The organism is Gloeomargarita sp., from assembly GCF_053491055.1.
Window position 1 is genome coordinate 19,022 of record NZ_JBRCEP010000038.1, and the last position, 18,106, is coordinate 37,127.

Consider the following 18,106-nt stretch of genomic DNA (forward strand, 5'->3'; position numbering starts at 1 on the left):
AGGGCTTGGCTGTACCGTGAGCCAAACCCTCCGAGTGTGATCATCAAGGGAATGTGTGGTTTGGATAAGGTGTGAACGTAAGGGACAACAGACCTAACTCCCACCTCCGGGCGTCCAATGGTGGCTAGATCGATCCAGACCTATCTCCAGGGCTTAACGTGAAGGCGCCAACGTCAAACCGTTGCACGCTCCGTTAACACACCCTCATTTATGGCCACCGAACTTGAACCTTTTTGGCTACCTCGCTGCCTCTACAGACAACGGGTTTTAGGCCATCCCTGCTGGGAATCAGGTTGGATCTCGACCGGGGCACCTACGTCGCGATCCAGAATGTTTTGCGCTCTTCCTAGGTGCCTATTTTTAGGATAAAAAATCCTTTTCCCCCCTGACAACCCTTGTTGCATTATTGTGATAAGTCTTTGTAGATTGTGATAAATAAAGCATATTTGTTTACCCTGTGCCGCTGCCTGGAATTTTTGATACCCTGGTTGATACGCTAGCAAGGCGTTACCGATGATGGTGCGGTGGTTGGGCCTGGTAGTGGCTGTACTGGTGTTGTGGTGGGGGCAGACCCGCCCGGTGCAGGCGTTGACAGAGGTTCGGCTTTCCCATTTGCGTTTGGAGGACTGTCCGCCGGAGTTGGCCCAAGGGGCGGTGACCAGTGGTGGCAATACGTTACCGGCCCGGTGTTACTGGTTGACGGGGCAGGCGGAAAATCCCACCAACAAGACGGTGTACGATGCGGATGTGTTTGGCCGCATTTATGACGCCAACGGGGAACCGGCGTTGCCCAAGCGGGGGCGGGTGGGGACGATTGACGAGATACCGCCGGGAATCAGCGAATTCCATTTGCCGTTGATGGTACCGGCGAGTCAACCGGCGCCGTTGCAGTTGAGTCAGTTTAAGGCCCTGGGGTTTAGCGCGAAGGTACGGCGTTAGTCATCGGTCGGGTTCGTCGGGGGTGGGCGAGACGGGCTGGGAGCAGGTGGGGTGGAACCAGCGTTGCCGGTCGAGGTGTTCGAGGTAGTTTTTTTCTGCTTGGATGGAGTCCTGGAGGCGTTGGAGTTCCGCCAGGAGGGCTTGGCGCTGGTCGTCGGCTTGGGTTTGGGCTAAAAGGGCGCTGCGTTCTTGCCAGAGGGCAAGGAGTTGTTTGCAGTTTTTTTCGCAGATCACCCGCGCCATTGTCGCCACCGCCGACTGGATGACCCGCTGGGGCTGGTGGAGTTCTAATTCGGTTAGCTCGTCCAACTGGCACAGGCGTTGCACCTGGGGCATGTGTTCGGGGGCCTCCTGGTGAAACCGTTGCACAGCGGCAATCAAATCCAGGGTGTGGGGGACGCCGCCGCCTTGGGCCACCCGTTGCTCTAGGTGGCGAATCTGTTGCCACAACCAGCGATGGCTAGGGGTACAAAAGGCCAAATCCCATTCTTCCAGGGCATCCACTACCGGTTGGCGCCAGGCAGGTAAATGGAGGTAGATGCGCAGCAATTGGGCTTCGGCGGCTTCCAGAAGGTTGGCGCTGGTGACAGGGGGAGGCGGCAGGCGGGGGGGGCGGTCCGCCGGCGCGCGCAGGAGGCGCTGGAGATAGGCTTCCAGTTGCAACACCAGGCGGGCATTGCCCTGGCTCAGGTCATTGACGGCCAAACTGAGGTAACGCAGGCGCAGGGCCGGGTTGGGGATTTGCCGCAAGAGGGTGGCCAGTTCCCGGAGAATGGCCTGGAATTGGTCGGGGCGGTGGCGGTCCCGTTGCACGAGAATTTGGTTGATTTGCCAATCCAACCACAAAGGCGCGGCTTGCACCAGGGCTTGGTAATCGTCGGGGCTGTGGTGCTGGAGATAGTCAGCGGCATCTTTACCCTCGGGCAGATACAGCACATGTAACGCCACTTCCCCCCGGTAGGCCAGGTCTTTAACCTCATCAATCACCCGTGCGACTGCCTTTTGCCCGGCTTTGTCCGCATCAAAATTGAGAATCACCCGTTTGGATTCCGTATAGCGCAAGAGCAAACGGACCTGGTCGGCATTGAGCGCCGTTCCCAGCACTGCCACCGTGTGGGTCAAACCCGCCTGGTGCAGGGCCATGGCATCGAAATAGCCTTCCACCACCAACACCTGGTCCTGGCGGGCAATTGCCTCTTTGGCTCGGTCCAGGGCAAACAGGGTGTGCTGTTTGCGAAACAAGGGAGTTTCCGGGGAATTGAGATACTTCGGTTCTTCCCCATCCAAACTGCGGCCCCCAAACCCAATAATGCGCCCTTGCCCATCCCGAATGGGGATCATCAAACGGTTGCGAAAGCGGTCGTAATACCCCCCGTTGGGGCGGCGGACAATTAAACCGGCTTCCTCGACCAAAGGGGCTGGAAATCCCTTGTGTTCCACCAGATAACCATAGAGCGTTTGCCAACCGTGCGGTGCATAACCCAGTTGAAAACTTTTAATGGTTTCTGGGGTTAGCCGGCGTTTTTGGGTGAGGTAATCCCACACCATTTGGTTGTTTTTTTGCCCGAGGGCGTACTCGTAAAAATGCCCAGCCACCGCCAGGATTTCATAGAGTTGTTGGCGGCGGGAAAGCTGTTGTTCGTATAGCTCCTGTTGGGCTGGCTCTAGGGTTTTAATGGGGATTTGATAGCGGTGCGCCAGGTCTAACACCACCTCCTGAAACGAGGTTTTCCCCAATTCCATGAGGAATTTAATGGCATCCCCACCTGCCCCACAACTAAAGCAGTGGTAGAGCTGTTTTTGGGGGTTGACATAAAAACTGGGTTTTCGGTCGTCATGAAAGGGACACAGACCCACCCATCCCTTACCCTGCCGCCGGAGCACCACCCGCGTCGAGACCACATCCACAATATCTACCCTCTGGCGCACCTGTTCGATGGTGTCCGGGTGCAGACGGAGTGCATCCATCCGTGCGGGCAATCATGCGGGAATGTTTTTTTTATTTTATCCGTAAAAGGCCAAGCCACCGCCTTGAGGATTCCATCGCACTACCCAAGTGCCGTAAGCAGTTGCCAGCGGTTTGTCCTAAAAATGTCACCATTAGCCGCCAAGCTGATGCGAGGCTCCAGAAGGAGATGTCATTGGGGTTGATTGAGGAGGCAATTCCATCTGGGGGGCGTGGACAAGGCAACAACCTCACCGGCAGGCACTTGATACCCCACCCGTTCAGGCCACTCCCAGCTCATGGTACATTAGCACTGCAATCGGATGGTCGCCGCTGCGTTTGATGACTGCGGAAGTTATTGCTATTGGCACGGAGTTGTTATTGGGAGAAATTGCCAATACCAATGCCCAGTTTTTGGCGCAGGAATTGGCCGCTTTGGGCATTAGCCATCATTTCCAGACGGTGGTGGGGGACAATATGGAGCGCATTCATCAGGTGTTGGACCAGGCAACCCGGCGTTCCCAACTGATTCTGTGTACGGGTGGGTTGGGGCCGACGCCGGATGACCTGACCACCGAGGCGATTGCCCGCTATTTCCAAACCCCCTTGGTGGAACACCCGGAAATTTTTGCCGACATTCAAGCAAAATACGCGCGCCGGGGATTGCCCACGCCGGAAAATAACCGCAAACAGGCGTTTTTGCCCCAGGGCGCTACGGTTCTCCCTAACCCCAAAGGCACGGCGCCGGGGATGATTTGGTCGCCGCGGCCCAACCTGACCCTGATGACGTTTCCGGGGGTGCCCAGCGAGTTGCAGGCCATGTGGCGGGAAACGGCGGTGCCCTATTTGCGGACGCACGGGTGGGTGACCGGGGTGATTGTCAGTCGGAATCTGCGGTTTTGGGGGATTTCGGAGGCAGCGCTGGCGGAAAAGGTGCAGGATTTTTTTGCCCTGACCAACCCGACGGTGGCGCCCTATGCGGGTAAAGGGGAAACCCGGTTGCGGATCACGGCGCGGGCAGGGGATGAGGCGACGGCCTGGGCGTTGATTGCCCCGGTGGAAGCGCAACTGCGGGCCAGGACGGGGGCGGATTGCTACGGGGTGGATGAGGATTCCCTGGCTAAGGTGGTGGGGCAGGCGTTGCAACGGCGGGGGGAAACGCTGGCGGTGGCGGAATCCTGTACAGGGGGGTTGCTAGGGGCCATGATTACGGAAGTGCCGGGCAGTTCGGCCTACTTCCAAGGCGGGGTGGTCAGCTATGCCAATGCGGTGAAAGAAAGGCTATTGGGCGTACCGGCAGAGGTGTTACACAGCCAGGGGGCGGTGAGTGCCGCGGTGGCCCAGGCGATGGCTGTGGGGGTGCGGGAACGGCTAGGGAGCACCTGGGGCTTGAGCATTACGGGGATTGCCGGGCCGGGCGGGGGGAGCGAGACCAAACCGGTGGGACTGGTGTACATGGGATTGGCGGGAGCAGATGGCACGGTGACCGCTTGGGAGCATCGGTTTAGCCCGGAGCGGGGCCGGGAGTGGATTCGCCATCTGAGCGCCTGTCAAGCCCTAGACCACCTGCGCCGCCGCCTGTTGGATGCTGGCTAGAAACCGCTGCACCTGGGCCGGGTGTCCCCCCCAATGGCAGTGAAGATAGGACGCATGCACCCGCGCCTGGGCATAGATGGGCTGGGGTTCCCCGCCAACTACTTGGGAATAGTGAAATTCGTGGCCGGTGAGGGTCTGCCCTTTTTGGACAAAACAGGTATCCTGGGGCGCCACAACCTGCCGATAGCCTAGGGTCAACCGTTGGGTCATGCGCGTCACCACCGGCAGTACCCCCACCAGCGGCCAAAGTTGACCATCGGCGGCAATAAACGCTTCGCCCAAGACCATCAACCCGCCGCATTCGGCATAGACCGGCAACCCCCGCCTGACCCGCCGGCGCAGATCGTGCACAATTTCCTGCCGTTGACTCAAGGCCGCCGCCCACAGTTCCGGGTAGCCGCCTCCTAGGATCAACCCCCCCACTTCCGGTGGCAAAGGCCCATCCCGTAAGGGACTCCACCAATACAATTCCACCCCGGCGCACTGCAGCAGCGCCAAGTGGTCGTCGTAGTAAAACCAAAAGGCCTCATCCCTGGCCACGGCCACGGTGACCGGTTGGGACACCCGCAAAGGCGCCCAGGGGGGAACCGCATTGCCTTGAGATTGCACCTGTAACCACGGACGCAGAACCTCCCAGGCAAAGCAGGAACGCCCCAAGGTGGTCAATTGCTGCCGCCATTGGTGCAAATCCCCCCGTTCTGCCGGTGGTACCAGACCCAGATGCCGTTCTGGGTGGTGCAATGCTGCCTGTTGCCGACATTCCCCCACCACCGGAATCCCCAAAGGTTCGAGCGCCGCCCGCAACAATTCGCTGTGCCGGTCGCTGGCCACCCGATTCAACACCACCCCCACCACCTGCACCTGGGGGTCAAACTGGACATAACCCTGCACCAGGGCCGCCACCGAACCCGCCACGCGCCTGCAATCCACCACCAACACCACCGGCAACCCCAACAGCTTGGCCACCTCTGCCGTACTGTTCGGGCCGTCAAATAGCCCCATGACCCCTTCGACGAGGGCGTAGGCCATCCCCTGGGTGTGGTAGGCATAACAGGCGCAGACATATGCGGGCGAGGTGAGCACCGTATCCAAGTTGGGACAAGGCCGCCCGGTCACCCAGCGATGCCACTGCGGGTCGAGGTAATCCGGCCCTACCTTAAACGACTGCACCCGTTCCCCCCAAGAAACCAGCGCCGCCAGCAAGGCCAATGTGAGCGTCGTTTTGCCCACCCCGCTGCGTTCCCCGGCCAGAATCAGCCCCATGCCTAAGCCACCAACACCTTAGGCGGGAGCAACCAGAGCAATTGCCCGGCCCCCACCGGGTCGCCCTGCTCCGGCAGTTCCACCAGGATCACCCCGGCTTTTTTGAGTACCAATTTCTCCCGCACCTCCCCCCAGACCAGCCGTTCTGCCCAGTGACTCAAATCCGGCTGGTGTCCGACCAAGGCCACTGGCCCTCCCCCCCGGCTTTGCCATTCCTGCCACCAGCTCAGCCAATCCTGCCAATTGCCCCCCGGTTGCAGCGACGCATGAACCACCGGCGCCGGCCCCAACCCCTGTTCATGGCAAATCATCGCCGTTTGGCTGGCCCGCAGGTAGGGACTGGTCAACAGGGCCTCCACCTGCACCCCCAACGCCAGCAATCGCTGCGCCACCAGACGGGTTTTTTTGTGCCCTTCCTTGGTCAATAGCCGTTGACTGTCCGGTTGATCCGGCTGGGGGTCTTGCGCCAAGCCGTGACGGATGAAATACAGTTTCATCGGCTCAGGAAATCAACGTCCTTTTATGATATATGGTGTTGGGGGGGCGGTAGGGGTAAAATAAAGTCAAGGCACTAGGTTGGGAGCGTCTTAGGAGAACGTGCAATGGCAGTGCGGGTATTGATTCCCACCCCCCTCCAGAAATTGACCCAGGACCGGGACGTGGTGGAATGTGAGGCGGAATCGGTGGCCCAATTGGTGGAGGCGTTGGAGCAGCAATGGCCGGGGATGAAACATCGCCTTTGTGACGAGTCGGGGCAAATTCGTCGGTTTGTGAATGTTTTTGTCAACAGCGAAGACATCCGGTTTCTCCAGGGGCGGGACACGCCTTTGCGCGATGGCGATGAAGTAAGTATTGTGCCTGCGATTGCCGGAGGTTAGTCATGTCCGACCCTACCCCGCCTAAACCACCAGCACAAGAAGCCACACCTGCGGCAGAGAAAAAAGCCCCGCCTGCCAAAGCGCCTCCGATTGAGGACAAACCCCTACCGGTTTTCATCGAGGAGCATTTTTTCCCGGCGTTGCGCCAAGCCCTGGCGAATATCAACATTACCGATGTGAATTTGTCGTGGGTGGCGGCCCAAAATCAGGTGCGAGGTTCTTGGGGCGAAGGGAAACACGAATTTATCATTACTTTTACGCAAGGGGATTTGAAGGGCCTGAAAACTTTTGCCTACAGCAGTTACGGCGCACCCCCCAGCACGCTGGAATCCTTCATGATTGACGAGCGCAAAGTCACCCTAGAACTGCTGGTTTTTTACACCATCCAGCGCCTGGTGGCCCAAAAGGTAGCTGTTCTCAATTAAATGCCCTGGCAATCCCACATTCTCTAAGTACCAGGGCTAAGGCATCCCTTTTGGTTACATCCAACGGTCGCACGGTTGCGCGTAAAAGACTTTAACCAACTTGCTCTGGAACACTTAATTGCGGAGATTGAGAGCTGGGGCAAAAGCGAAAAACGAGTTATTTTTAGTTATTTAATGCCCTTATGTGAACATTTTTTGACACTAAAGTATTGGGAATCCGAGCGAGAAAAATATAGTCATTTCAAACAAGTTTGCGACATGCGCCTTTACCTGAAAACCCTGTCCTGGAAGGGGATACAGTGATGACCAGTGCCTCAAAGTGTTGCATTTTCCTGTGAAACGACTATACGTTCGAGGTTGGCGGCTTGAGGTTGCCAACTTTCGCTTGGAAATTCAAGCCATTCTCGGCGACATTCCTAGCTTAAAAACTACCTTTGTGAACACTTCAATTTGGTATATTGCAATGCCAGGAAACTGTTTCTCAAGGTGCGTGAGTTAGACCCTAATGTAATTCTTGAAGTACCCGATTTTAGCTTGGCTCAGGCTCTGGATGAAGATTGGCTTGCCTAGTAATTTTTCAAGGATAGGGGGGTTCCGATTTACTCCGACAAGCGACGCACAAGGTACAAAACCAGAGAAAGGGAAACAGAAATGACCATCGAGAGCAGGATGGATGTGCCCAGGGGGAAATAGAAACTAAAATTGTCGCGCTCGATTTTGAAATCCAGGGGCAAGCGGCCAAACCAACTAAATAAAGGCACCCTCGGCGCAAAGTAAAGCAATAAGCCAATCCCCAGTAAAAGCGCCCCAAAAAAGATGAGTGATTTAGCCAGTTCAGACATCATAAAATTTGCAATTTATCGGCAATTGATTGCGTTGCTCATCGGTTTCTTTCTAATTTATTGGTTTCCCCAGGGAGTGGGGAGCTAATACTATTTTAACTCTTTATTTCCAAAAATGACCGTGTTTCCAATTTATTGGCTTCCCCGGCAAGGAAACAGGGGGCACTGACCGTGAAAATTAATGCCCCCTGTCCGTTTCCAATTTATTGGGTTCCCCAGCGAGTGGGGAGCAGTTTTTCCTGTACAAAGAGCTTGGCGATTACAAAGTTTCCAATTTATTGGGTTCCCCAGCGAGTGGGGAGTCCAACCACTAAAGAGAACTTTCCCTTCAGCCGCTGCATAGTTTCCAATTTATTGGGTTCCCCAGCGAGTGGGGAGACGAAAACCAGGAAAACAGCTTCTGCCGGCATCTGAAGGAGTTTCCAATTTATTGGGTTCCCCAGCGAGTGGGGAGGTGGTTGGCGAGTATGATCCCAAGATTGTTGACCGCCTGGTTTCCAATTTATTGGGTTCCCCAGCGAGTGGGGAGTCTACACCTCCTCTTTTGGTTGGAAGCCAACTAAGTTTCCAATTTATTGGGTTCCCCAGCGAGTGGGGAGAAGTGAGGTCTGAGGCTCTAGGAACAACCACGGTGAAAGGTTTCCAATTTATTGGGTTCCCCAGCGAGTGGGGAGGGTGGTCATTACCACCAACGGGGTCCGCCCTCTAATGTTTCCAATTTATTGGGTTCCCCAGCGAGTGGGGAGGATTGTATGGAATTTGAAAACGGTTTCCCCCCTGACGGTTTCCAATTTATTGGGTTCCCCAGCGAGTGGGGAGACCATTCCCACTGCTGAAGGAATCATTTACCGTGAAGTTTCCAATTTATTGGGTTCCCCAGCGAGTGGGGAGATACCCCTATTGAAACCCGCATGGCAAGGGCCTGTCAAGGGGCATTTGCGAGCATCTCGCCAAATCGTTATACATTGTACTGTTTCTAACCCCTCAAAATCACCCCAAACCCCGTCTGGGAGCCACATCGAGCGTCTCCACGAAGTTATGGGCTTTTCCCGGTTTGCCTTGCATGCTCGCTGCCAAGCTACGGCGGGGGCCCCCAGAAGTGGGTGACCCGCTGCCCGACAAGGGGGGGCACGTTAAGGGCTTACCGAAAGTCGTCCAAGCCCAGATTTTTTCTAATTTTTGCAAGGCCGGGGGATGCAGCGGGCGGCTAGGGCGCAGTCTGCCTGTGCAAGTTCCCTTGCGCGGGCCAATGGCTGCCCGGAAACACTCACCGGGAAACCCGATATGTTGGAAAGTTAAAAACTGGATTGTTATAGTTAATTGGGATACGCTTGAGGTTTGGGCGTGGTCAGCCATGCACATTGCCCGGTTACCGGCTTTGCGCGATAACTACATCTTTGTCCTGTGGGATAAACCGGGGGGACAGGCGGCGGTGGTTGACCCGGCAGAACCCGCCCCAGTGCTGCATTTTTTACGCGCGCAGGAATTACAATTAACCGCGATTTTTAATACGCATCATCACGGGGATCATGTGGGGGCAAATCGGGATTTGTTGGCCTCTTTCCCGAATGTCAGGGTTTATGGGGGAGCGCAGGACCGGGGACGGATTCCGGGACAAAATGTTTTTTTAGAAGCGGGGGATCAGGTTACGTTTGCCGGTCGAACGGCGACGGTTTACTTTGTCCCTGGACATACGAAAGCCCATATTGCCTATTATTTTTTGCCCACGTCTGATGCCCCAGGGGAACTCTTTATCGGGGATACGTTGTTTTCCGGGGGATGTGGCCGTTTGTTTGAAGGGACGCCGGCGCAAATGCTCAATTCCCTGCGGCAAATTCGGGAGTTGCCTGCAACTACCCGGATATGGTGCGCCCATGAATATACGGAGAATAATTTGCGTTTTGCGCTGACTGTTGAACCGGAAAATTTGGCCCTGCAAACCTATGCCCAAAAGGTGCAACAGTTACGCCGCCAGGGCCAGGCAACCATTCCCACAACTTTGGGTTTGGAGCGGGAAATTAATCCGTTTTTGCGCTGGGATCAACCGGGGATTCAACGGCTTTTGGGCACAGAGACACCGGTGGCGACCTTTGCGGAATTGCGTCGCCGCAAGGATTATTTTTGATAGGGTTTATCCTGGACATCGCAGGTGGGTTGGTGATGGCAGATACGATTGTGCTGCATAATATCCGGGCCTACGGGTACACGGGTTTTTTGCCGGAGGAACGCACGCTGGGGCAGTGGTTTGCGGTGGATGTGCGGTTGGAATTGTCGTTGGAACGGGCGGGGCAAACGGATGCCATCGCGGATACGTTGGATTATCGCGAGGTGATTGACCGGATTACCACGACGATTCGCAATGAGCGGTTTTTGTTGTTGGAACGGCTGGCCTATGTGTTGCTGCAACGGGTGTTGGCCTTGCCGCTGGTGCAGGCGGTGGGGTTGCGGGTGACTAAGGTGGCGCCCCCGATTCCCGATTTTGCGGGTCAGGTGAGTGTGGAACTTTATCGTGCGAAAGTGCAGGAACAGTCTTGAGGTCGGCAATGCGTTCTTGGCCGGTACAGCGGTGGTTGATGCGTCCCCCCCAGCCTGTCCGGGCGGATTTGGCCCAGGCGTTGGGGTTGTCGCCCCTGACGGTGCAGATTCTGGCAGAGCGGGGTCTGCAAACGGCGGCGGAGATTCGGCGTTTTTTTGACCCCCACCAGGAACCCTTGCCGCCCCCGTTCCCGGATTTTCAGGATTTGCCGAAGGCGGTGGAGATTTTGGCGCAGGCGGCGCAACGGCGACAAAAAATTGCCATCTGCGGGGATTACGATGCCGACGGGATGACCAGTACGGCGCTGTTGGTGCGGCTGCTGCGGGGGGTGGGGGCGCAGGTGGACTATGCGATTCCCAGCCGCATGCGGGAAGGGTATGGGATCAACGAACGGATTGTCCAGGAGTTTTCTGACCAAGGGGTGGCGGTTGTGATTACGGTTGACAATGGCATTGCGGCGCCTGCCCCGATTGCCCTGGCGCGGGAGTTGGGGATGACGGTGATTGTGACGGATCACCACGAGCCACCGGCGGCGTTGCCCCCGGCAGACGCCATTTTGAACCCGCATTTGATCCCGGCGGATTCGGCCTACAGGGGTTTGGCGGGGGTGGGGGTGGCCTACCTGCTGGGGCTGGAGGTGGCGGCACGGTTGGGGTATGGGGAAGACCTGACGCAGCCCCTGCTGGAACTGTTTACCTTGGGGACGATTGCGGATATGGCGCCGTTGACGGGGGTGAACCGCCGCTGGGTGCAGCAGGGATTGCGGTTGTTGGCCAATTCCCAACTGCTGGGGGTGCGTACCTTGATGGAGGTGGCGGGGTTGGGCACGGTGCAAGCGTTGTCCCCGGAGCAGGTGGGATTTCAACTGGGGCCGCGTATCAATGCGGTGGGGCGCATCGGGGACCCGCAGGTGGTGATTGAGCTATTGACGACAGAGGATGAGGCGGTTGCACGCCAGCGGGCGCAGGAATGCGAGGCGACCAATGAGCGGCGGCGGCAGTTGTGCCGCGAAATCGAGGAAACAGTGGTGCAGTGGTGTGAACAGCACCCCCCGGATTTTGCCCAAGAGCCGGTGCTGGTGCTGGTGCAACCGGGTTGGCATCACGGGGTGATCGGGATTGTCGCCGCCCGGTTGGTGGAACGGTACGGGGTGCCGGTGTTTTTAGGCACTTATGAGGACGAGGCGCAGACGGTGATCCGGGGTTCGGCGCGCGGCATTCCCGAATTTCATGTGTACGAGGCCCTGCAGGCGGGCAAGGAATTTTTGGAACGCTATGGCGGCCATCGGGCAGCCGGTGGCTTTACGCTCCCAGCGGCCCATTTTCCCCAGTGGCGGGAGCGGCTCCAGGCCTTTGGCCGCCGGTGTTTGCAGCCCTACCATCTGCGTCCCCTGGTCGAATTGCACGCCCAGGCCCAGTTGGGGGAACTGACCCTGACGCTGTATGACGAACTGCAACGGCTACAACCCTACGGCATCGCCAACCCCGAACCGCAACTGTGGAGTCGGCGGGTGCAGGTGCGGGAGCAACAGGTCATCGGCAAGGAGAAAAATCACGCCAAACTGACAGTGGCAGATGCGACGGGCGAAAAAAAAGTGGTCGCCTGGAATTGGGCGCCCCATCTGCCCCTGCCCGAATGGGTGGACCTGGCCTACACCCTGCGTCCCAACGAATTTCAGGGCCAGACGACCCTGGAATTGGAACTGTTGGGCGTGCGCTACCCCATCCCGCAACTGGAAATCCAACCGCCGCCCCCTTGCCCCCAAATTCCCACCTGTGTGCCCCTGGCGGACCCGGAACGCCTGTTTACCCACCAGCCCGAACACCGATTTCTCCTGTACGGCTACCAACGCCCGGAGTTTCCCGCCTATCCCCAGGTGGACTACGACCGTCCCCGCCGCACCTACCAGGCCCTCATTCTCTGGAGCTTGCCCCCCGCGCCCATATACGTGCAGTGGTTGGTGGCCTTAGCCCGCCCCCAAGTCATTTACCTGCACAACCAAGTACCACCCCTGCCGACCGTAACCCAAGTCCACCGCTGGGTCGAAGATACCCTCCGCCAGAGCAGCCCCACCCCCTGGAACCTCCTGGCCCTGGGCCAACAGCACTGGGTCAGTCCCGCCGTGTGGATTGCCGGTCTGCGCGAACTGGGCTACGACGACCCCACCTGGCCGGCAACCCAATCCGTCCAGGCAGAACTGGCTGCTCTCGCCGCCTGGTACCGCACACCTGCTGCCGAATTGGTCACCCGCACCTGGGGACCTGAAACCACTTTTGCTAACGCTTTTTAATTATCCGTACTACCGGCGCCCCCGTTGGCCACCTTTTCCCGAAACAACTTGCCCGCCGAAAAGGTCGGCACCGTTTTGGCCGGAATGTGCAGGGGGTCGCCCGTGCCGGGATTGCGCCCTTCCCGCGCTTGCCGTTTGCGCGCCTCAAACGAGCCAAACCCCACCAACGTCACCTTTTGGCCTTCCGCTACCGAATTAATAATGGCTTCCAAGGTGGCATCCAGGACCGACTCAGCCACTTTTTTGGTCGTCCCCGCCTTCGAGGCAACTTCCGTGACCAACTCTTCCTTATTCATACCATCAGCCTCACCAAAAAACTGAGAATTTTTTAGCAACAGGATTGGTTTATTCGTAGCACTTCCCTGTGCATTGTAGGCTATGAACTCCGATAAACCAATGGTTTCACGCTTTTTAGCTTAATCAAATTTCGCCAAACCGTCAACTATGACCCTGCCGCCGCCAAGGGCACCAACAAGGCCACCGCGTAGGCAGCAATGCCCTCTTCCCGCCCCACCGGCCCCAACCCCTCATTGGTGGTCGCCTTCACCCCGACCTGGGCGGGCGTTACCCCCAAAGCCGCCGCCAGCCGCGCCTGCATCGCCGGGATATGCGGTTTCAACTTGGGTCGCTCCGCCACCACCACCGTATCCACATTCGCCACTTGCCAGCCCCGCGCCGTCACCCATTGCCGCACCTGGGTCAACAGCGCCACGCTGTCTGCACCCGCCCACTGGGGGTCCTGCGGGGGAAAATAATGCCCAATATCCCCCAAACCCAAGGCTCCCAATAGGGCATCCATCACCGCATGGGTCAACACATCCGCATCACTATGTCCCAACAAACCCAAGCTGTGGGGAATCGTCACCCCCCCTAAGATCAAAGGCCGGTCGGGCACCAAGCGGTGAATGTCATAGCCGTTGCCGATGCGAAACGGCGCTGTCACAGCTTGTGCAGGTCAAGGCCTGCCGCCTGCGCCATTGCCTGCAAGCCCCGCCGTTGCAAGGTGCGAATCGCCTGGGTCGAGAGCCGCAACCGCACCCAGCGTTGCCCCTCCGGCCACCACACCCGCTTCCATTGCAGATTGACCTCCTGTAGCCGTTTGGTGCGCCGGTGCGAGTGGGAGACCGCAAACGCATTATTCGCCCGCTTGCCGGTCAATTGACAGCGCCGTGCCATCGTTCACCACGCTCCTTAAGTAGATAAATGCTGTTGCAGGGCTTTGACTAGGGTCGTTTTGGGCACTGCCCCCATCACCACATCCACCTTTTGCCCCCCCTTGAAAATCATCAGCGTCGGAATACTGCGGATGCCATACTCGTTGGCAGTTTTGGGATTGTCGTCCGTGTTGAGCTTGACCACCTTCACCCGCCCGGCAAACTCCCGCGCCACCTCGTCGACTACCGGCGCCACCATCCGGCACGGCCCGCACCAAGGCGCCCAAAAGTCCACCAACACCGGAATTGGGCTTTTAAGAACCTCCTGCTCAAACGTTGCATCGGTGACGGGGGCTGCATCTGACATAAGCATCCATCCTCTGCCTGATTCGGAATCAATGTATCTCATATTACCACAAAAAACTGGCCATTCTCCTAAGCCGGCCCGCTGCTCAAGACAAAAAAAGACCTAAGCACCAGCTTAGGCCAGAGTGTGGTGTGAGGAGTGAACGGAAACTTGCGTCTCCGCACTCTCTTATTATAAGCAAATTTATCTGGGTGAGGCCAGTCCCTTGTCTGTATCTCTTGCGGCTGGTGCCTGCTGCATGTTTATAGACAACGTGAGGCGCTCGGCCCTCATTTACCCATGCCCAGTTTTTGCGCCCGCTGATAGACTTTCCCTTCGGTCAACAGGGAAGGCGCAATGACCACCTCGGTTTGTTGCATCTCCCGCAGGTTTTTGGCGCCCACGGTAGCCATGCTGTTTTTCAAGGCACCTAGGAGGTTGTGGGTACCGTCATCCAGGAGAGCCGGCCCCCGGAGAATTTGCGCCAAGGTGCCGGTAGTGCCGACCCGAATGCGCGTCCCCCGCGGCAGCACCGGACTCGGCGTGGCCATGCCCCAATGGTAACCCCGGCCAGGAGCCTCCTGCGCCCGCGCCAAGGGCGAACCGATCATCACCCCGTCTGCCCCGCAGGCAATGGCTTTGCAAATGTCGCCGCCGGTCACCAGCCCCCCATCGGCAATTACAGGCACATAGCGACCGGTTTGGGCATAGTAATCCTCCCGCGCCGCCGCACAGTCGGCCACCGCCGTCGCTTGGGGCACCCCCACCCCCAACACGCCGCGGGAGGTACAGGCCGCCCCCGGGCCAATCCCCACCAGCACCGCCGCCGCCCCCGCTTTCATCAGGTTCAGGGCCACCCCATAGGTCACACAGTTGCCCAGCACCACGGGAATCGGCAATTCCTGACAAAACCGGTGCAAATCCAACGGCGCTACCCCCGGTACGGTCAAATGCGCCGTCGAGACCACCGTCGCCTGCACAAAAAACAAATCTGCACCTGCTGCCGCCGCCAACGGCCCTAGGGTGGCGGCCCGGGCGGGCGTACTGCTTACGGCGGCAATACCCCCCCCTTGCTTGATTTCCTGGATGCGGGCGGTGACCAACTCCGGCTTGATCGGCTCTTGGTACAACCGTTGCATCAACCCGACGAATTCGTCGTCGCCCACCTGGGTAATTTGCTCGAGGATCGGGGCCGGGGATTCATAGCGGGTTTGCAACCCCTCCAAATTCAGCACCCCCATCGCCCCCAATTCCGTCAGCAATACCGCCATCCGGGGGTCCACCACGCCGTCCATGGCACTGGCAATGATGGGAATTTCCCGCACAATCCCGCCGATGGACCAGGTGGTGTCCGCCAAAGCTGGGTCCAGCGTCCCTGACCCCGGCACCAGGGCAATTTCGTCAATGCCGTAAGCCCGCCGCGCCAGCTTGCCCCGCCCAATCGCGATCAGTGCCTCCATGATCAAGGTTCCTTAAATTTTATTTAAGTTAACAGATTCGCCGGGAGCCTGTCAAAACACCAAGGATGCTCCGGCAAAAGCCGTCACGCTGGCCGGATGTTTTTATGTGATTCTAACTCGTCCTGAAGAATGCCTGGATCGGGATGTTTTGCCAGTGCTGGCACAAGCAGAAATTGCAGGCACCGACGCCGGATGGTGCTCTTGGGAATCAACTGCGAACATCTGCCTGGGATTCGCGTGTTTCCGGTTGGCGAACCGCCGGTGGGGAAGGGTGCCACACTTCCTGTTCCGCCGGGGCAGAGGTCTCCAGACCAATTACCCGCAGGGCTGTGGCGGGAAAATGCACCTGCACCCGTTCGCCCACCTGGAAGCCACCCCCGGCCTGGCGCACTTGCAGACAGGGACTGCCCGGCAGTTGCACCCAGTAGCGGGTGTCCACCCCCAAATAATCCACCTCCGTAATCCGTGCGGCAGATTCCCCAGCCGTGGCCGGTTGTAGCTGCACCTGTTCCGGGCGAATCAGCAGGGTAACTTCGGCGCCCAGGCTGAGATGGCCGCCGGGGTGTTGCACCCGTACCTGTTGGCCGTTAGGCAAACGCACCTGCAACCACGGGCAACCCAGTTCCACCACCTGGCCAGGCACAAAGTTCGATTCCCCCAGGAAATCCGCCACGAAATAGCAGTTGGGCTGTTCGTACACCTCCTGGGGCGTCCCCACCTGCAGCACCCGCCCTCCCTGCATTACCGCCAGGCGGTTGGACAGAGCCAGGGCTTCCTCCTGGTCGTGGGTGACATAGAGAAAGGTCAGACCCAACTGCTGTTGCATCTGTTTGAGTTCGATCTGCATCTGCTTGCGGAGTTTGAGGTCCAATGCGCCCAGGGGTTCATCTAGCAAAAGCACCTGCGGTTTTTGGATCAAGGCCCGCGCCAGGGCCACCCGCTGCTGCTGGCCGCCAGAGAGTTCCCGGGGATAACGGTGCGCCAAGCCATCCAGGCGCACCAGGGCCAGCATTTCCGCCACCCGGGAGCGAATTTCTCGCCGCCCTACCCCCCGCACCTCCAAACCAAAGCTGATATTTTGGGCCACGGTCAGATGGGGAAACAGGGCGTAATTCTGAAACACCGTATGCACAGGCCGTTGAAAGGGCGGCACCCCCAGCAGGGAGCGTTCGCCCAGACGAATGTCGCCGCGATCCGGGGTTTCAAACCCGGCAATCAGGCGCAGGGTCGTGGTTTTGCCGCAGCCAGAAGGCCCCACCAACGCGAAAAATTCCCCGGCCTGAATCTCAAGATCCACCCCCGCCACCGCCGGGCGCGTTTCGCCGGGGTAGGTCTTCCACACCTGGGTCAACCGCAACATCAGCCCTTCCCCACCTTGAGTTTGACCGCATTCCAGGCCGCCTCGTAGAGCTTGAGGGCAGCCGGAGGCACATCTTGGAGAACCGTCAGTTTTGCCATCACCTCCGGCGGCGGGTAAATGGCCGGGTTTTGCAAATCCGCTGCCCGGATGAGTTTTTGGGCAATGGCCGTTTGGTTGGGCGTGGCATAGCGGGTGTAGTTGGCAATTTGCGCCGCCACCTGGGGGTCAAGCAAATAGTTGATAAATTGGTGGGCCAATTGCACATGGGGCGCTCCCTTGGGAATGGCCATCGCATCCACCCACAAAATCGCACCCTGCCGGGGAATGGCATAGGCCAGGTCGGGGTTTTCCGCCATGACTTGCAAGACATCGCCGCTATTTTCCAACGCCAGCACCACTTCCCCTTGGTTGAGCAATTCCTCCCCCGTATCCGGGGCAAACGCGACGATGTTGCCGCTGTGCTGGAGCAGCCAGTCCCGCGCCCGGTTGATCGCCCTGGCGTCGGTGGTGTTGGGGTCCAAGCCCAGGGCAATCAACACCGCCCCCAAAGTCGCCCGCGATTCTTCTTGCCAGGCAACCCGGTACTGCGGGTCAAACATCACCTCCCAACGGTCAACGGTGCGCCCGACTTTAGCCCGGTTGTAGCCAATCCCCTGGGTTCCCCACAAATAGGGCACACTGTAGCGGTTGCCGGGGTCGTAGTCCGGGTTGCGAAAGGTCTCCCCCAGATGCACCCGGTTGGGAATTTGCTGCGGCTCCAACGGCACCAGCATCCCCTCTTTGATCATGCGGGTCACCATGTAGTCCGAGGGAAAAATCACATCATAGCCGGGATTCCCCGGTTTTAATTTGGCATAGAGCGTATCGGGGCTATCAAAAGTGTCGTACTTAATACGGACATGGAACTGCCTTTCAAAGTCGGTCAGCACCTGGGGGGCAATATACGTTGCCCAATTGTAAACACTTAAAGTCGGCGGCGGCGGCGACGCCAAACGCGAAAACCCACTACAGCCTACCGCCAGACCCAGGGCCAGCACCCCCAGCCAGTGCCACCAGGATTTGCGCTGCACCC

Annotated in this window: 20 protein-coding genes and 1 CRISPR repeat array; of the genes, 9 read left to right on the forward strand and 11 right to left on the reverse strand. The window is 58.4% G+C overall.

The features are described 5' to 3' along the window. Window positions 1-513: 513 nt before the first annotated feature. Window positions 514-939 (forward strand): hypothetical protein, encoded by a 426-nt coding sequence (locus ACWISF_RS04010; RefSeq protein WP_448380301.1) that lies wholly within the window; start codon window positions 514-516, stop codon window positions 937-939. Here the strand turns inward: ACWISF_RS04010 and dnaG are convergent, their stop codons facing one another. After that, on the reverse strand, window positions 940-2,907 hold the full coding sequence (dnaG, locus tag ACWISF_RS04015) for a DNA primase (RefSeq protein WP_448380302.1): 1,968 nt from the start codon (window positions 2,905-2,907) through the stop codon (window positions 940-942). Between the two features lie 319 nt (window positions 2,908-3,226). Between dnaG and ACWISF_RS04020 the strand changes: the two genes are divergently transcribed. Then, the gene (locus tag ACWISF_RS04020) at window positions 3,227-4,480 is read left to right on the forward strand and encodes a competence/damage-inducible protein A (RefSeq protein ID WP_448380303.1); all 1,254 of its coding nucleotides are present in this window, start codon (window positions 3,227-3,229) and stop codon (window positions 4,478-4,480) included. Here ACWISF_RS04020 and ACWISF_RS04025 read toward each other — a convergent pair. Together ACWISF_RS04025 and sixA are read right to left on the reverse strand one after the other, a co-directional pair. Beyond that, window positions 4,442-5,743, reverse strand: a complete 1,302-nt coding sequence (locus tag ACWISF_RS04025) for a cobyrinate a,c-diamide synthase (RefSeq protein ID WP_448380304.1) — start codon at window positions 5,741-5,743, stop codon at window positions 4,442-4,444. The genes ACWISF_RS04020 and ACWISF_RS04025 overlap by 39 nt on opposite strands. Before the next feature lie 2 nt (window positions 5,744-5,745). After that, window positions 5,746-6,240 (reverse strand): phosphohistidine phosphatase SixA, encoded by a 495-nt coding sequence (sixA, locus tag ACWISF_RS04030; protein ID WP_448380305.1) that lies wholly within the window; start codon window positions 6,238-6,240, stop codon window positions 5,746-5,748. A 105-nt stretch (window positions 6,241-6,345) separates the two neighbouring features. On the opposite strand from sixA, the gene ACWISF_RS04035 reads away from it, so the two are divergent. The 4 genes from ACWISF_RS04035 (at window position 6,346) to ACWISF_RS04050 (ending at window position 7,616) form a co-directional block, all read left to right on the forward strand. Then, on the forward strand, window positions 6,346-6,621 hold the full coding sequence (locus ACWISF_RS04035; RefSeq protein ID WP_448380306.1) for a MoaD/ThiS family protein: 276 nt from the start codon (window positions 6,346-6,348) through the stop codon (window positions 6,619-6,621). A gap of 2 nt (window positions 6,622-6,623) precedes the next feature. Further along, window positions 6,624-7,046, forward strand: a complete 423-nt coding sequence (locus ACWISF_RS04040) for a DUF2996 domain-containing protein (RefSeq protein ID WP_448380307.1) — start codon at window positions 6,624-6,626, stop codon at window positions 7,044-7,046. Between the two features lie 75 nt (window positions 7,047-7,121). Beyond that, window positions 7,122-7,349 carry a DUF29 family protein gene (locus ACWISF_RS04045; protein WP_448380308.1) on the forward strand — a complete coding sequence of 76 codons (228 nt, stop codon included), beginning with the start codon at window positions 7,122-7,124 and terminating at the stop codon, window positions 7,347-7,349. 147 nt (window positions 7,350-7,496) lie between these two features. Beyond that, entirely contained in the window at window positions 7,497-7,616 is a 120-nt protein-coding gene (locus ACWISF_RS04050) for a hypothetical protein (protein ID WP_448380309.1), read from the forward strand. A 29-nt stretch (window positions 7,617-7,645) separates the two neighbouring features. On the opposite strand, the gene ACWISF_RS04055 is transcribed toward ACWISF_RS04050, so the two are convergent. After that, complete coding sequence (locus ACWISF_RS04055; RefSeq protein ID WP_448380310.1) at window positions 7,646-7,888, reverse strand: DUF2905 domain-containing protein; 243 nt, start codon at window positions 7,886-7,888, stop codon at window positions 7,646-7,648. A gap of 194 nt (window positions 7,889-8,082) precedes the next feature. After that, window positions 8,083-8,779: direct repeats of the CRISPR family, unit length 36 nt; unit sequence GTTTCCAATTTATTGGGTTCCCCAGCGAGTGGGGAG. Between the two features lie 463 nt (window positions 8,780-9,242). Between ACWISF_RS04055 and gloB the strand changes: the two genes are divergently transcribed. From gloB to recJ, 3 genes are read left to right on the forward strand one after another with little or no spacing between them, the layout of a single operon-like run. Further along, a complete protein-coding gene (gene gloB / locus ACWISF_RS04060) occupies window positions 9,243-10,013 on the forward strand; it encodes a hydroxyacylglutathione hydrolase (RefSeq protein ID WP_448380311.1) in 771 nt (256 codons plus the stop codon). Window positions 10,014-10,048: 35 nt separating this feature from the next. Further along, a complete protein-coding gene (gene folB / locus ACWISF_RS04065) occupies window positions 10,049-10,423 on the forward strand; it encodes a dihydroneopterin aldolase (protein ID WP_448380312.1) in 375 nt (124 codons plus the stop codon). 8 nt (window positions 10,424-10,431) lie between these two features. Next, window positions 10,432-12,714, forward strand: coding sequence for a single-stranded-DNA-specific exonuclease RecJ (gene recJ, locus ACWISF_RS04070; protein WP_448380313.1), 2,283 nt, complete (start codon window positions 10,432-10,434; stop codon window positions 12,712-12,714). On the opposite strand, the gene ACWISF_RS04075 is transcribed toward recJ, so the two are convergent. The 7 genes from ACWISF_RS04075 to ACWISF_RS04105 form a co-directional block, all read right to left on the reverse strand. Then, window positions 12,711-13,010 carry an HU family DNA-binding protein gene (locus tag ACWISF_RS04075; RefSeq protein ID WP_448380314.1) on the reverse strand — a complete coding sequence of 100 codons (300 nt, stop codon included), beginning with the start codon at window positions 13,008-13,010 and terminating at the stop codon, window positions 12,711-12,713. The genes recJ and ACWISF_RS04075 overlap by 4 nt on opposite strands. Before the next feature lie 146 nt (window positions 13,011-13,156). Further along, window positions 13,157-13,657: a 2-C-methyl-D-erythritol 2,4-cyclodiphosphate synthase gene (gene ispF / locus ACWISF_RS04080; protein ID WP_448380315.1), complete on the reverse strand. Its 501-nt coding sequence runs from the start codon at window positions 13,655-13,657 to the stop codon at window positions 13,157-13,159. Continuing rightward, window positions 13,654-13,890 (reverse strand): 50S ribosomal protein L28, encoded by a 237-nt coding sequence (gene rpmB / locus ACWISF_RS04085; RefSeq protein WP_448380316.1) that lies wholly within the window; start codon window positions 13,888-13,890, stop codon window positions 13,654-13,656. Before rpmB ends, ispF begins: the two co-directional genes overlap by 4 nt. A gap of 15 nt (window positions 13,891-13,905) precedes the next feature. After that, window positions 13,906-14,235 carry a thioredoxin gene (trxA, locus tag ACWISF_RS04090; RefSeq protein WP_448380317.1) on the reverse strand — a complete coding sequence of 110 codons (330 nt, stop codon included), beginning with the start codon at window positions 14,233-14,235 and terminating at the stop codon, window positions 13,906-13,908. Window positions 14,236-14,504: 269 nt separating this feature from the next. Continuing rightward, window positions 14,505-15,674 (reverse strand): GuaB3 family IMP dehydrogenase-related protein, encoded by a 1,170-nt coding sequence (locus tag ACWISF_RS04095; RefSeq protein ID WP_448380318.1) that lies wholly within the window; start codon window positions 15,672-15,674, stop codon window positions 14,505-14,507. Between the two features lie 208 nt (window positions 15,675-15,882). Continuing rightward, on the reverse strand, window positions 15,883-17,034 hold the full coding sequence (locus ACWISF_RS04100; RefSeq protein WP_448380319.1) for an ABC transporter ATP-binding protein: 1,152 nt from the start codon (window positions 17,032-17,034) through the stop codon (window positions 15,883-15,885). After that, window positions 17,034-18,104: an ABC transporter substrate-binding protein gene (locus tag ACWISF_RS04105; protein ID WP_448380320.1), complete on the reverse strand. Its 1,071-nt coding sequence runs from the start codon at window positions 18,102-18,104 to the stop codon at window positions 17,034-17,036. Before ACWISF_RS04105 ends, ACWISF_RS04100 begins: the two co-directional genes overlap by 1 nt. Between the last annotated feature and the right edge of the window lie 2 nt (window positions 18,105-18,106).